We start from the raw sequence: 14,718 nt of genomic DNA, 5'->3' as shown, positions 1-14,718 counted from the left end.
AGGAAAACCCGGCGCGGTTCAACGGGTTTTGGAAACCTATCATGCTAGGTGGCTGATGAACACGAAAGGCCGGAGCCTCAGCATGCGGCAGCTGGCGCTCCTTGCAGCCGTGACCGAACCGGCCGCTAGTAGTTCGATCAGCATAAGAGGGCTTTAAGCTTGAGAAGCCCGAAGGCGCGGACCAAGACGGCTCTGCCTTATCGCCTGAACTCTGCGGATGCCCTGATCTGGCTCTCCCGACGGCGAGGTCACATTCCTAACTGCGATAGCATCAAGGTGGAGACCGAAAGCATCATGGCCGGACTTTGGGCCGACGCCCAGCAGGACTTCCCTTCTATCCTAAATTGGATTTCTTGCCAACACAGCCCCGAGCGGCACGCGGGGGACAAGGTCTGGATCTTGTCGGGTGCGAGCGTTACTCGGCGGTGCGGCCGTGGCGCAAGATATTGGCGCGCTTCGCACCCTTGCTCGTGTCGTTAATGCTCCGGAGCCAGCGTTCGTCGGCGGAGCCGTGGCGTATCTCTCCAGCATTTAGCGATATCAATAGCTCTGGAGCCTAGTACTACAGTTGCGTTTTATTTGGATTTTTGATTCACTTTCTGCATTGTATGGCGGAATTTCATGTCTGTTTCAGATTGGGCGGTGCGGTATCTGATTGGCGTGATGCGCTTGAGGATATGAAGGGGCTGATCGCGCCAGTGTTCCGGCGGTCGGAGCAGCGATCATCTGCGGGTGCCTTCATCGACGGGCTCTTGTCGGGGGCGGAGCCGAGAAGACAATCATGATCGACGCAACCTACCTGAAAGCCCATTGCACGGCCTCCAGCCTGCGGGTGAGAAAAGGGGGCGCGGGCGCCAGATCGGACGCACGAAGGGCGGCATGAATACAAAACTTCATGCCGTAGCCGATGCTCAGGGACGTCCGATCCGCATGTTTGTCACCGCTGGCCCCGTCAGCGATTATAGTAGAGCCACTGCCATGCTGAGCAGTTTGCCGCAGGCAGAGTGGATGCTGGTCGATCGGGGCTACGATGCCGACTGGTTCAGAGATGCATGCATTCCCGGCCGGAAGGGCGGAAAGAAAGCCATCAAGCACAACAAGCGGCGCTACAAACGCCGCAACCGCATCGAGATCATGTTCGGCAGGCTCAAAGATTGGCGGCGGGTTGCGACCAGATACGACAGGTGCCCGATCCTCTTCTCTCGGCCATCGCTCTCGCCGCAACCTTCTGTTCTGGCTTTGACGGTTAATGAGTCTGCAGCCTAAACCATTCCCTGAGTCTAGCAGCCCGATTTCCCCTTACGCAAGTCCCAAGGCGCATGATCCGCGTCCCGACAAGGGCTTGCCGGCGCCCTGCCCTCATCGGCGGCGGCACGGGACTGAAGCGGTCAGTGAAGTCCGACAAGTTCAGGCCACTCCTGCAGAAAGGCATCGCGGGCAAGCAGGCCCGGTGACGCGGAGCTGCGCTGATTTGCCTGCGTCAGCCTTGCAAAGATTAGCACATCACCCTCGCGCTCCGCCCAGCCCACATACCAGCCCCAGCCATTCGCATAGTCGAAACTCCTGTCCGCTCGTCTGGGATAGGCGGCGCCAGTCTTGCCATGAAGCATCCAGCCGGCCGATCTCTTCACCTCCACGATAGATCGGGCACGGGCCATCGCTTGCCGATCAACCGGCAACGCATCCAGCACCAGCGCCCGCAGGAATGCTGCCTGCTCACGCGGAGATATTTGCAGGGACGAGGACACCCATGCGCGTTCCAGACCGTTTTCCAACCCCGGATCGCCCGAGAAATCGGCATTTCCATAGTCGAATTCCTGCGCATAGCGCGTCAGGGTCGCGCTTCCCATGGCTGCGGTGATACGCTGTGAATACCAGAGCACCGAATAGCGCATCCAGTCGGCCGGGTCGGTGTCACGCTTCCAGTTTGCACCGCCCCAATCGGGATCGCCGGAGCGGAATGCCATGACCGGATCATGCGCATCGCGCAGGATTCCGGCATCATATCCCATTACCGCCAGGGCAATCTTGAAGGTTGACGCGGGCGTGACGCGAGATGTGCAATCTCCGTTCTCAACCAGGATCTCCGCCGACCGCGCGTTCAGCAAAAGCGTGCAAACCGTCTCCGACGATGCGGGAGATGCCGCAGTCGCCGAAAGTGCCATGGCCACGACAGCGATCCAGATGCGCAAAGCAGACCTCCCGAGTTCTGGCTCGTTATTAGCCCACATCAAAACGCAGCACAAACCAGCGAGCGGCCGGCGAACCGCCTTCCCGGGCGGCGCGGATCAACGGGGAGCCGCACGGCCTTGGACAGGGCGAACAACGACACCGGCAAGGCGCGGCGGCTTGCTCATAGACCTCATCGTCAACACGGAGGTGTCACATGGTTCTCCTTGCCGGCATATTTTCTCCATTACGGTTGAACGCATCGCATCCGAGATACAAACCAATGCGCCCTCGGCGGTGGACAGATGGCTGGGCGCTTGCCAGTTCGGCCGCAGCTCCGTAGTTTTGACGTGGAACAGGGGCATGCAGCGGCGCTCGGCGTCGGCGCGCAGGCTCCCGGCAGGCAAGGAAAGGCTCCGGGCATGATGGACACTCCTCAAGACGGCCTCAAGCGCCGCGACCTGCTCAAGGCATCCATCGCTTCGGTTGGATCGGCGGCGGTGCTGCTGGCTCATGCCGGACCGGCCGCCGCACAAGGCGTGGCCCCCGGCACTGCCGCGCCGACAGCGGGAACCGTCTATACCGGAGGAGTGCTGCAGGGAAAGAAGGTCGTCAGCGCGCTCGATGTCGAGGATCTGGAACCCGGCCAGACGCACAGGCTGTATTTCCAGGGCGCCGAGATGCGCACCGGGCAGTACTGGCATGCCTCGGTGATCGTCGCCAAGGGCGCGAAGCCGGGCAAGCGCGTCGTCCTGACCAGCGGTGTGCATGGCGACGAGATGAGTTCCGTGCATACGGTCATGTCGGTGATGAACCAGCTCGATCCGGCCGAGATGACCGGCACGGTGATGGCGGTGACCGATATCTCGCCCCCGGCCCTGCTGGCCATGCAGCGCAAATGGCCCAATACCAGCCGCAGCATCGATCTGGTCGACATGAACCGGGTCTGGCCGGGGAATGAGAACGGCAGTGCCCCCAGCCGGCACGCCGCGCTGATCTTCCACCACCTGCTGATGCCGAATGCCGATGCCGCGATCGACTTCCACACCGGCACGACCGGTTTCGAAGTCAGCGCCTTCAACATTGCCAGCATGGACGTGCCGGAGGTCAGGGCCATGGCCGATCTCTATCCGGTCGGAAAGATCATGGACATGCCGAAGGAGGCCTATCCCACCACCCTGCACAACGCGCTTCTGATTGCGGGCATCCCCGCGATCTGCCCCGAGATCGGCGCCGCGCGCGTGCTGGATATGCCGATGATCGCGCTCTTCGTCGAAGGCACGATGAATGTGCTGAAACACCACCGTATCGTCGCCGGGCCAATGGGGCGCACCGGCAAGGACATACCGGTCTTCGTCACCCGCGGCGCGGTGCAGGTGGTGGCTAGCCGGGGCGGGTTCGTGGAGCATCTGGTGAGGCTGGATGGCCGGGTCGAAGCCGGCCAGAAGATTGCCCTCCAGCGCAACAGCTTCGGCGAGGTGATTGCGGAATATGAAAGCGGCGTGACCGGCGTTGTGGCCGGCCTGCGCACTGATGTGATGGCTGAGCCCGGTGACAATCTGGCGTTCATCATGTTCGACACGCCGGGCGTGGCCAGCGACGGAGCCTATCAGGAATAGGCGCCCCAGACCGGCGCGATTTCTCGGCCGGCCGCTTTTACCCCCAATCCGGAGGGCTGTGATGTTGAGGAAAATGTCGATCATCAGCGCCCTGCTGCTTGCCGGCGCCGTGCAGGCTGACGAGCCCGCCGCCGCGATCGGAGCCGAGAACCCCTTCCCTGTCAGTGAATACAGCTGTGCGGATGGCACGCATCTGGCGGTGCGCCTGCTAGGAGAGAGCGCCTCGGTCTCCGTCGATGGAGGGGAGGAAGTTGACCTGCCTGCGATGGGCACGGACGGCACGACCTATTCCAACGGCCAGTGGACCCTGTCCATCCGGGAAGGACGCCTCTCCTGGGCGGTCGGCCGGGCGACACCCTCCCAATGCCCGGGCGGGTAGGCGTCTCGCCGAAAGAAAACGCTCTGCCGAAAAAAGAGGGACACTCCGAAACTGCGGGCCCACCCTGCTTGGCCGGCATCCGGCTGACTTTCCGCAATGGGACCCCGAAGGAGCAAGACTGAGTGGTGCTATGCGCCACCCTTCTGCATGCGATAGACGGGGATACCCATCTTGCGGGCCTTGTCGGCGAGGCTCTCCTGGATGCCGGTGCCGGTGCCGGTGCCGGTGCCGGTGCCGGTGCCGGTGCCGGGGAAGATGATGACGCTGATCGGCAGGCAGTCGAGCATCTGGTCGTTGCGCTTGAAGGGCGCGGCCTTGGCGTGTCGCGTCCAGTCGGGCTTGAAGGCGACCTGCGGCACCTTGCGGTTGCTGGCCCAAGTGGCGGCGATGCGCTCGGCGCCCTTCGGGCTGCCACCATGCATCAGCGCCATGTCCGGATGTTTGGCGAGGATGTGATCGAGACGGCCCCAGATCATGAGGTGATCGGTGGTGTCGCCGCCGGAGAAGGCTACCCTCGACTATGCGTTGCGCCACGCCTGCGTGCGGCGGAGCATTCGTCGGGCCACGAACCCGTGCAGCAGCCGCGCCGCGGCATTCGTGTAGAGTATCATCATCCCCATCGCTGCGGCTGCCGCGATATCTCCCGCATCGTCCATGTTCAACACCGCGACGGAGGCCAGCGCCGTATGGGTGGAGTAAAGGAAGACCACCGCCGAAACCGTCGTCATCGCATTGACGAAGAGATAGATGAAAATGTCCATGATCGCGGGCATGCAGATCGGCACGGTGACACGGCCAAAAACTCGAAGCGAGGGTTGACGGAGAGAGGCTGCGACGGGCTCAAACTCCCGATCGATCTGTTTCAGCGCCGTCATGGCCGTCAGATGACCTACCGTGTAGAAGTGAGTGATGGTGGAGATCACAAGAATGGCCATCGTGCCGTAGAGACCCGCCAGCGGGTTTGCCGGGTTGTTGAAGAAGAAGATATAGGCCAGCCCCAGTACCATCCCCGGCACTGCCATGGGCAGCATCGCGAGAAACTGAAATAGCCCTCTTCCCAGTGCAAAGCCCTCCATCCTGTCCGACATGTAGGCCCCGGTGAAGATCACGGCGGTGCCGATCCCGGCGGTCAGCAGAGCCAGCTGGATGGAATTTGCGTAGGCGCTCCAGCCGCCACCGTCCATCTTGCTGAAATCATAGTTCTTGAGGCTCGGGGTGAGGTCATAGGGCCAGAAGGAGGTAATCGCAGCAAGCTGACAGGTCAGCACGATCGCCAGAATGAACCCCGTCACGATCAGGCAGAACAGAAGGCAGGCGCTGTCCCGCCCTCTCTGCGGACGTGGGCAATAGGCGACTGAGCGGGAAGACAGCAGGGCAACCTGGCGTCGCTGCACGATACGGTCAACGCCAAAGGCCAGCGCCGCGGGAAGGAGCAGGACGACCGACACCACTGCTCCCATCTCGAAGTTCTGCTGCCCGATGACCTGCTTGTAGATATCAACGGCGAGGACGTTGAACTGTCCGCCAATGACCTTCGGCAACCCGAAATCCGTGATCACAAGGGTGAAGGTCACGAAGGCCGCAGAGATCAGACCATAACGGGCCCCTGGCAGCGTGACAGTCATGAACGTGCGGAAGGGGGAGGCCCGCAATGCCTCCGCCGCCTCGTAATGGCGTTGGTCTGCAATCGCGAGCGCGGTGGTGAGGATGATCATCGCATGTGGAAATGCAAAGAACACCGACCCGATGAGAATACCGATGGGACCATAAATGGAATTGCCCATCATCAACACCTTCAGCATCCCCTGGTTGCCGAAGAGGTAGATCAGCGCGATGCCCGGAAGCAGCGACGGGATCAGGAGCGGCGCTATGGCGATCACCTTGAACATCGCCTTCCCGCGCATGCAGCTCCGCGTCAGCCCATAGGCAAAGCCGAAGGCGAGCGCCACCGTCACCATTGTGGCAGCAAGCGCGATCATGACGGAGTTCACAATGGAGGACACCAGCGCCGGATTGGCGAAATAGGCGCGGTAATTGTCCAGGCCCGTATCGGCGACGGGGCGCAGATTGATCCGACGGAACGTATTGCTGTCGTAGGTCTGCCACTCGCTCGTCCGTTGCAGATCAAGGCCGACCAGCCACGGCGCACCGTCTGTACTGCGGAGCCGGTATTCCACCGGACTGCGGAAGCTGAACTCTGGAAACAGCTTTGTCGCATCGAGGCGGGAATCGGTTCCCGCGCGCAGGTTGGACGGATCGAACGCGCCGACGCGCGCATTTATGGCGTCCGCCGTTTCAATGGGCCCCCAGTTGCCCTGCCCATCGCTCACCTGAAACTCGTAGCGGGTCAGGTCGAACTTCCACGTCGTAAAGGATTTGGAGAGCATCAGCGCAAGCGGCAGCGCAAGGCATACTATGAGATAAAGCGCGAGAATGGCCATGAAGGCCCGTCGAAGCCACGCATCCGCATCGACCTGCTGGCGGAGTTTGGGAGCGGTCCACGTATAGATCACGTATCAGCCCTCCGCCGGAAAGGTCAGCAAACGGTCGGCGGGCAGTTCGATCATCAACCGCAGCCCGGGGTGGGGAGACAGGCGCCGCATGGCATGTGCGGACAGGCTGGCAACCAACGGGCCTGCGACGGTCAGCAGATGCACCCGCCAATGCGCGCCCAGGAACTCCAGGTCCGTGACCGTCGCCTCCAGACCATTTTCGATCGGTATGACAGGCGACGGATCGGCGTGCGGCACGATATCCTCTGGCCGGATGGAAAGGGTGATCGGCGCATCCTCCCGGAAGCGCGCACCGCGGCAGGTAAGCCTTGCGTCGGCCACCGCCGCCTGACCGCCCTGCCAGCGGGCGTTCAGACGGTTCGTCTCTCCGATGAATTCGGCCACGAAAAGTGACTTTGGATTCCGGTAGATCTCGGTCGGTGTGCCCACCTGCTCGATCACGCCCTGGTTCATCACCACGATCCGATCGGCCATGGCCAGCGCTTCCTCCTGATCGTGAGTGACCATGATCGTCGTCACCCCGAGCCGTCGCTGCAATTCCTTGATCTCATGGCGCAGATGTATCCTGACCTTGGCATCCAGCGCGGAAAGCGGCTCATCCAGCAGCAGCAGCCCCGGATCGATCGCAATGGCGCGGGCAAGGGCGATACGCTGCTGCTGTCCGCCTGACAGCTGCGCCGGGTAATGGCGCGCCTTGTCTGGCAATCCAACCAGAGCCAGCAGCTCTGCGACCCTCAGTGCGATCTCCGTCCTTTTCCGTCCGGTGTTTTTCAGCCCGAAGGCGATATTCTGGCTCACCGTCAGGTTGGGAAACAGCGCGTAGGACTGAAAGACGATGCCGTAATCCCGCTTGGAGGCGGGAAGCACCGAGATGTCCCGGCCATCCTGCATGATGGCGCCGCGGGTCTGGAGATCCAGACCGGCGACCGCGCGGAGCAGGGTTGTCTTGCCGCAGCCGGACGGGCCCAGGAAGCAGATGAACTCCCCCTTGCCCACCGACAGGCTGACGTCGTCCAGAGCCGTGAAGTCACCGAACACCTTCGACAGATGCGTGATCTCCAGATAGGGGAGCAGGGTCGCGGGCGTTGCCTCGCGTTGGAAGGCGTGAGGAGCGGCATGGGTCATGGAGGATCCTCCGGTCATGTGCAGGCTGGGCCGCTGGATAGCGATCAGTTCCGCGCTTCCGATTTGCCGTCGTAACGGGTGGACCACTCCTTCAGAATGGCTTCGCGATTGTTCGCGGCCCACTCGAAGTCGTTCTTGATGAGCGAGGCTTCCAGCGTATCGGGCAGATACTTCACCGGCTTGGCCAGACCTGGAACGGCCAGCACGGCATAACCTTCGTTGTATTGCGCCATTGCTGCAGGGGTAATGGACCAGTCGATCAACGTCTGAGCCGCTTCCGGCGCATCGGTTCCCGCGACGATGGCACTCGCCTCCAGATCCCAGCCGATCCCTTCGGTCGGAATGATGATATCGATTGGGGCACCGTCGGCCTTTGACTTGGCCGCGCGGAATTCAAAGGAAATTCCGATCGGAACTTCTCCCGCGGCCGCCATTTTGCAGGGCTTGGAGCCGGAATGGGTATAGGCGGCGATATTGTTGTGAAGCGCGTCCATGTACGCCCAGCCGGCGTCATTCCCCATCATCTGAAGCCAGCTCGACACATCGAGAAAACCCGTGCCGGAGGAAGCGGGGTTCGGCATCACGATATGACCGGTATATTCCGGTCTGGTCAGATCGGCCCAGCTTGTCGGCGCCGTCAATCCGAGCTTGGCACCTTCGACCGTATTGAAGCAGATGGTCGCGGCCCACGCGTCCATGCCCACCCAGGAAGGTGGATTGTCTGCGTCCCGATAGCGTGCATCGACCGTCTGGAGCCCCTTTGCGGCATAGGGTTCAAGCATGCCTTCCGCTTTCAGCACCAGAAGCGAGGTGGCCGCCAATCCCCAGACGACATCCGCCTGAGGGTTGTTCTTCTCCGCCAGCAACTTGGCGGTGATGACCCCTGTGGAGTCCCGCACCCAGTTTATCCTGATCTCGGGATGATCCGCGTTGAAGGCCGCGGCGTAACGCTCAAGGAACTCGGCTTCCAGCGCAGTATAGACCGTAAGCTCCTCCGCTTTCGCACCAAAGGCGCAGAGGGCGGAGGTGGCAAGGGCGAGGGCAAGCATCTTGGTCATGATCGGTTTCTCCGGTCAGGAAGTGGGAGGCGGATGAGGGAGCTTGCGACTACGATTTTCCGCAGCGCAGCATCCGTTGCCGTCGAAAATGCGGACCGTAATACGATAAGTAAAATGTATAATACTTATGCTTGCATCGATTGTTTCGATGAAAAAGAGCTTAAATCCCGTTTGGGGGAGAGCATATTAGAGGTCTTCTGTAACAGTGATTTTACATCCTGCCCAAGAACGGCAATTCCACTCCAATTGTTGCCTTGATGATGTGCGGCGGGGGAAAATTCCATCGAAATGAAAAAAACGGGGCCGATGGCCCCGCTTTGGAAGTGACTCGCAAGGTGATTCGAGATTCGCCTCAGGGCCTCTCCCCGGCGGCAAGGCGCGCATTGATATGGGCAATGACCGCGGGCAATTCGGCGACTGTCCCGATCGTATAATGTGCTCCTGCGGCATCGAGCTTCGCGATGGCTTCCGCCCGGCGGTCTTGTCGGTTCTGCTCCTCCAGACCCTGCCAGGCGGCGAGCGACAGGCCAACCTCATTGCCGCTGTCCACGATGCCCACAGCCCATGCCCCGGCCGCACGACCGGAGGTCAACCCCGTCGGGCTGTCGTCCACAACCACGCAGCCTTGCATCGTGGGGGCGCCAAGCGCGAGGGCGTTGTCCAGAACCATGTCCGGGTAGGGCCGCCCCCGCCGGACCTCGGACACGGTTGTGCAGTGATCGGGCACATACCCTTGTGCGGCGGCAAGCGGCATCAGCCCCTCCATCACGCTGCGCGGATAGCCGGTGGTGGAGCCGATGCGGATCCCCTGCCCCCGCAGTGCTGCGACAGCTTCGAGCGCGCCGGGGATCATCCCGCTGTATTTGGCACAGTTCACCTCGTCGATGCGCAGAAAGGCGGCGTAGAGCCGGTCCACATCCGCCTGATCTGAGGGCTTGCGGTAATAGGCCTGCCAGCGGGCCTGAACCCCGGGCTGATCGAGGATCATCTCGATATGGACCCGTTTGGCAGCGCCCATCGGCGCGCGCGCTTCTGCCTCGGTGATCTCCACTCCGGCTTCGGCAAAGGCTTCGCGAAAGGCCTCAACCGGCGCTATGCACCCGAAGTCGAGCATCGTGCCTGCCCAGTCGAAAATGGCGGTGGTAACGGTCTGGCTCATGTTGATCCCTCGGTGCTCAGGCGGCAAGTTTGGCGCGCTCGTCCAGCGCGGCTGACGGCGGAGCGGCAGAGACCACCCCCATCTCCGCCAGCGCCTCCGCAGCGGCAGCGACCACGCGGCGCATCACATGGGTGTCCATGCGGCCGATACAGCCCACGCGGAAGGAATCCACCACGGTCAGCTTGCCGGGATAGATTATGAAGCCCTTCGCCTTCATCAGCTCATAGAACCGGGCGAAGGCGAAGTTGGGATCCGCGGGGCAGAAGAAGGTCACGATGATCGGCGAGAGCCACCTGTCATCCAGCAACGTTTCAAAGCCGAGCGCGCGCATCCCTGCGACCATCACATCACGGTTGCCCGCATAGCGCGCTCCCCGGGCCGCTACACCGCCCTCCTCCGCATGAAGGCGCAGCGCTTCCAGAAAGGCTGCAACGACATGCGTGGGCGGGGTAAAGCGCCACTGACCGGTCTTCTGCATGTAGGCCCACTGGGCATGAAGATCGAGAGCAAGGGAATGGCTGTTGCCTTTGGCAGCCTCCAGTGCCTGCTTCCGCGCAATGACGAAGCCGAAGCCCGGCACGCCCTCGATGCACTTGTTCGCGGAGGAGACCATTGCCTCGAAGGTCAGCGGCACCGGGACCGCGCCAAAGGCGCTCATGGAGTCGATGAGAAGTTTGCGCCCGGCCGCCTGCACCGCATCGGCAATTTCCGGCAGCGGGTTCAGGATCCCGGAGGAAGTTTCGCAATGGATGGCAACAACATGGGTGATGGCCGGATCGGCGGCCAGCGCCGCCGCGACTTCCTCCCCCCTCGGCGGCATGTAGTCGCCCTTGTCGATCAGCGTGCAAGCCCGGTCCAGATAGCGCAGCGTCTCTGCCGCCCGCAGCCCATAGGCACCGTTCGCCAGAACCAGCACCTTGCCATCGCGCGGCACGAAGGTGCCCAGCATCGCCTCCACCGCGAAGCTGCCCGACCCCTGAACCGGCACGCAGGAATAGTCCTCCGCATCCGCCCCGGCAATCGCCAGAAGCTGCGTGTTGAGACGGGCGGTCATGTCGCGGAACTCTATATCCCAGGAGCCCCAGTCACGCAGCATCGCCTCCTTGACAGAAAGCGCAGTGGTGAGGGGCCCGGGCGTCAGCAAGTAAGGCTCACCCTGGGCGGGCACGGGAAAGGGAGCGGGGGTCTGATGAGACATGGCATCCTCAAACGGCGGAATTTGGTTCCCGAAGCATCGCCGCTTTCCCATCATTTGAAAAATCGTTAGTTTAGATCGAATGATAAATTACACTGTTGAAAACTGAAAGCGGCAGCCCCTCCGACATCGGCCCCCTACCATCGCTCGGAGTATCGGAAGGAGCATTCACATGCGTTACGTGCAACTGCGGGCGTTTCATCATGTCGCCATCTGCGGCGGCTTCTCCCGCGCGGCAGAGCAGCTGTTTCTCACGCAGCCCGCCATCTCGGATCAGGTGCGCAAGCTGGAGGAGGAATACGACATCCTGCTGTTCAACCGTCACAAGAAGCAGGTCACGGTCACCGCTGCGGGCGAGCGGCTGCTGGAGATCACACGCCGGATGTTCGACTGCGAACAACAGGCGTTCGAGCTGTTGTCGGAAAGCCGCGCCCTTCGCGCCGGTCGCCTTCGTATCGTGGCGGATAGCGCGCATCACCTTCTCCATACCCTTGCCCTCTTTCGTGAGAAGTATCCGGGCGTGCAGGTGACAGTGGACGCAGGCAACACGGAGACGGTGACAGAGCGGCTTCACAGCTATGATGCGGATCTGGGTGTGCTCGGTGAGCTTCCGAACAGCCGGGATTTCGATGTGATGCCGCTCAACGCCACGCCGATCTGCGCCTTCGTGCCGCGCGGACATCGTTTGGCCACGCTGGAGCGGGTAACGTTCGCCGACCTCCTCTCCGAACCACTGGTCCTTCGGGAGCGTGGCTCCAAGACCCGGCGGAAGCTGGAGGAAGCCGCGGCCGCGGAGGGACACAGCGTCATCCCCGCCATAGAGGCCGAAGGGAGGGAGGCAGTGCGCGAGATCGTCGCCTCCGGGGCCGGGGTGGGTTTCGTATCGGCGGCCGAATTCGGGCGCGATGAAAGGCTCGTGCTGCTGCCGATAAACAGCCGAACACCGATGATGATGGATGAAGCCCTGATCTGTCTCCGGGAACGAAGGGGCGGAAAGCTCGTGGCCGCATTCTTCGATCTCGCGGCAAAGACTGCTGTGCGCAGTTACGTTCAGCAATGAAAGCGGCGGTCGTGAGCCCTCAGGACGCAGTAATGCCCATGGCGATCCGTAGACCCTGCCACTATGTGGAACTTGACGCGCCGCCAACCTGCACGAAAATCTGGTTGGTGTCCCAGGATCCCGGTGTAATTTTGACGCGGCTTACGGTCTGATCCGGGGTTGCCATCGAGGTGTAGGATTGTGGTGACGTTCCGACGCTTCAACACCAAGCCATAGGGAAACCCCGATGACCAAGATGAACACGGAACGCCCGAGAAGCTGGTCGGGATCGAGGAAGCCGCCGAAGCGTTCCTGCTTCAACAGCGTTTCGGCCTGTGCCGTCAGACCATACCGCTTAGGATAATCCGGGCAATATGGACCGTGGGAGCCGCGACAGGCCAAATGTCCGCCAGTTTCCCCCCAACTTCTCTGTCGCGGAGGCGTCGCGGCAGGTGTATCTATATGATATCAATATTTTACCTGCAGAATACGCGGTGGACAGGCGAGGTTTCAGCATTTCCATGAGTTCGCTGTCGCTAACATGTGTCTACATACTTTCTCCACGCGCTCTGTTCACTCGTCTTCGTGCAAGACCAATTTTGCCTACAGGAGGCGGTACCGGATGCTGAATATGGGGCAGACCTCATAAGAGAATGCCTGACCGCGATCACTGGACCCCTGGATCCCCATGTGCCGAAACATCCTGGAATTCGATATCCAGCTTCTTCTTCGGCGTGGCGACTGCAGCAACAAGGTCATTGGCAAGCTGGCGGTCCAGCAGCCAAATCTACGGGGTACCGCCGAGCTCTTTTCATTTACCCCTTCCACCAGACGGCCCTGCAGTTGCCCCGCCAGTATTTGTCATTGACCTGACGGTTGCCCCAAGTGCGGGACGCCGGGTTCTCCAGCAACAGCCAGAATGACGGCAATGACGCGATCCGATCTACCTGCCCACGGCTGGCCAAGAGGCTATCGGACTCATGGTTTATGCGGCTAAACGGTAGAAGCGGGTGAGTTACGGTGGGCTTGCCTCCACGGAACGGATCGCCTCAGCAATATCCGCGGCAGAGAGGCTCCTTTCGAAATTGAGGGTGTGAGGGGCCTTCAAGGTCAAATCCGCGATGATTCCGATCACGGATTCATCGACGGTAGTCACTCCAAGCTCAGCGAGCGTCGCCGGCAGACCGGCGGCGCGGTAGAAATCCCGCATCTCGGCAACAAATCCCTCCGGCCGGTTCTCCAGCCTGAAATGCACCATCAGCGCATAGGCAACTTGAAGGCCATGCAACTGTGCTGCGGCTTCGGGAATGGCCGACAGGCCCCTGGTCATCGCATGCGGGATCGACAGGCCGGAGCCTTCAAACCCGAGACCCGCCAGCAGTAGACAGGCTTCGATCACACGTTCGAATGCAGAGTCCGGCGCCCCACTACCCGCAACACGCAGCGCGGCTGGACCATCCGCGAGGAGCACGTCGGCACAAAGGCGGGCGAGCAGAGATGAAGCGATGGTAGCGGACGCACCATGCATGTTCGGCCCACCCGAGGCGATGCATTGCTCAGCCTCCCACCGCTTGACCAACGCATCGCCGATGCCCGAGGACAGAAGCCGGGGCGGTGCCTGAGCTATTACTGCCGTATCCACCAGCACCGCATCAGGGTTACGCACCAGTTTCTCCACCGACAGCAAAGCGTGGGTATCGGAATAGAAGACATAGTTGCGGCTGGTGGGTGCGTCGCTCGATGCCGCGGTCGGAACGGAAATCATCCGAGCGCCAAGTATATCGCCAACGGCCTTGCCCGCATCGATCCCCTTGCCACCACCACAGGCAAAGACGACATCCGGAGCGAACTCGCGCGCCTGTGCGACCATGCGATCCACATTTGCGTGGGTCACATCGTCCGCGAAAGACACGCTATGGAACGCAAGTCCGGCCGCTTCTACCGATCGACGCATGCGTTCACCGATCAATTCGAGTACGATGGTATCGGACACCATTAGTGCTCGCCGACCCGATGCCGCCGCCACCGCTCCTGCCCTCTCCAGGGCACCGGGCCCCTGGATGTAGAGCGCAGGTGAGGAAAAGATCTTCATCGGATCGGTACGCGCCTGCAGCCGGGCAGCGGGCTGGATGATTTCCTGCAGGCTCATGCGGCGTCCCCCAGCCAGTGCCGCGTCGTCTCCGCCACGCTTTCGGCAGTCAGGCCGTAACGGGTCTGAAGGTAGGGCAGAGATCCACATTCGATGAAACGGTCCGGAATACCCACGGATCGCAGGGGTCTGACCACGCTGGCCCGGTATAGCGTGTCCGTCACCAGTGTGGTCAACCCGCCGTGCAGCACATGGTTTTGCGCGGTGACGAGGCGATCGACTCCCGCCGCGAACTCCGCCACGCCTTCGGTATCAAAGGGCTTGATGGTTGGCACATGCAGCACCGATGCATTGAACCGCCCCGGGTTTGCTG

11 protein-coding genes and 2 pseudogenes are annotated in these 14,718 nt (G+C 61.6%); 4 read left to right on the top strand and 9 right to left on the bottom strand.

All coding sequences use genetic code 11. The annotated features are described in order from the left end of the window. Positions 1-757: 757 nt before the first annotated feature. Positions 758-1,243: pseudogene (locus tag CDV49_RS15920) on the top strand (IS5 family transposase); the annotation flags it as partial. A 145-nt stretch (positions 1,244-1,388) separates the two neighbouring features. On the opposite strand, the gene blaOXA reads toward CDV49_RS15920, so the two are convergent. Then, positions 1,389-2,192: a class D beta-lactamase gene (gene blaOXA, locus CDV49_RS15915; RefSeq protein WP_218821993.1), complete on the bottom strand. Its 804-nt coding sequence runs from the start codon at positions 2,190-2,192 to the stop codon at positions 1,389-1,391. A gap of 399 nt (positions 2,193-2,591) precedes the next feature. Between blaOXA and CDV49_RS15910 the strand changes: the two genes are divergently transcribed. Both CDV49_RS15910 and CDV49_RS15905 read left to right on the top strand, forming a co-directional pair. Continuing rightward, on the top strand, positions 2,592-3,788 hold the full coding sequence (locus CDV49_RS15910) for a succinylglutamate desuccinylase/aspartoacylase family protein (protein WP_088216396.1): 1,197 nt from the start codon (positions 2,592-2,594) through the stop codon (positions 3,786-3,788). 61 nt (positions 3,789-3,849) lie between these two features. Further along, positions 3,850-4,167: a hypothetical protein gene (locus CDV49_RS15905; protein WP_143413187.1), complete on the top strand. Its 318-nt coding sequence runs from the start codon at positions 3,850-3,852 to the stop codon at positions 4,165-4,167. Between the two features lie 128 nt (positions 4,168-4,295). Here the strand turns inward: CDV49_RS15905 and CDV49_RS15900 are convergent. The 6 genes and pseudogenes from CDV49_RS15900 to CDV49_RS15875 form a co-directional block, all read right to left on the bottom strand. Next, positions 4,296-4,682: pseudogene (locus tag CDV49_RS15900) on the bottom strand (DUF2493 domain-containing protein); the annotation flags it as partial. 3 nt (positions 4,683-4,685) lie between these two features. Then, a complete protein-coding gene (locus CDV49_RS15895; RefSeq protein WP_256947375.1) occupies positions 4,686-6,680 on the bottom strand; it encodes a putative 2-aminoethylphosphonate ABC transporter permease subunit in 1,995 nt (664 codons plus the stop codon). 3 nt (positions 6,681-6,683) lie between these two features. After that, positions 6,684-7,805 carry a putative 2-aminoethylphosphonate ABC transporter ATP-binding protein gene (locus tag CDV49_RS15890; RefSeq protein WP_088216394.1) on the bottom strand — a complete coding sequence of 374 codons (1,122 nt, stop codon included), beginning with the start codon at positions 7,803-7,805 and terminating at the stop codon, positions 6,684-6,686. 44 nt (positions 7,806-7,849) lie between these two features. Then, entirely contained in the window at positions 7,850-8,863 is a 1,014-nt protein-coding gene (locus CDV49_RS15885; protein ID WP_088216393.1) for a putative 2-aminoethylphosphonate ABC transporter substrate-binding protein, read from the bottom strand. Between the two features lie 352 nt (positions 8,864-9,215). Next, positions 9,216-10,022 carry a phosphonoacetaldehyde hydrolase gene (gene phnX, locus CDV49_RS15880; protein ID WP_088216392.1) on the bottom strand — a complete coding sequence of 269 codons (807 nt, stop codon included), beginning with the start codon at positions 10,020-10,022 and terminating at the stop codon, positions 9,216-9,218. A gap of 16 nt (positions 10,023-10,038) precedes the next feature. Continuing rightward, positions 10,039-11,220, bottom strand: coding sequence for a 2-aminoethylphosphonate--pyruvate transaminase (locus tag CDV49_RS15875; protein ID WP_088216391.1), 1,182 nt, complete (start codon positions 11,218-11,220; stop codon positions 10,039-10,041). A gap of 169 nt (positions 11,221-11,389) precedes the next feature. Here CDV49_RS15875 and CDV49_RS15870 point away from each other — a divergent pair, with 169 nt between their 5' ends. Next, positions 11,390-12,277: a LysR substrate-binding domain-containing protein gene (locus CDV49_RS15870; protein ID WP_088216390.1), complete on the top strand. Its 888-nt coding sequence runs from the start codon at positions 11,390-11,392 to the stop codon at positions 12,275-12,277. A 994-nt stretch (positions 12,278-13,271) separates the two neighbouring features. Here CDV49_RS15870 and CDV49_RS15865 read toward each other — a convergent pair. Both CDV49_RS15865 and CDV49_RS15860 read right to left on the bottom strand, forming a co-directional pair. Next, a complete protein-coding gene (locus tag CDV49_RS15865; protein WP_218821992.1) occupies positions 13,272-14,405 on the bottom strand; it encodes a glycerol dehydrogenase in 1,134 nt (377 codons plus the stop codon). Beyond that, positions 14,402-14,718, bottom strand: a 317-nt coding sequence (locus CDV49_RS15860; protein ID WP_306424953.1) for a transketolase C-terminal domain-containing protein, incomplete at its 5' end; no start/stop codon positions are given. The genes CDV49_RS15860 and CDV49_RS15865, both read right to left, overlap by 4 nt.

It is taken from the genome of Haematobacter genomosp. 1 (assembly GCF_002196855.1).
GTDB lineage: Bacteria > Pseudomonadota > Alphaproteobacteria > Rhodobacterales > Rhodobacteraceae > Haematobacter.
This window is presented reverse-complemented; position numbering and strand designations above follow the sequence as displayed.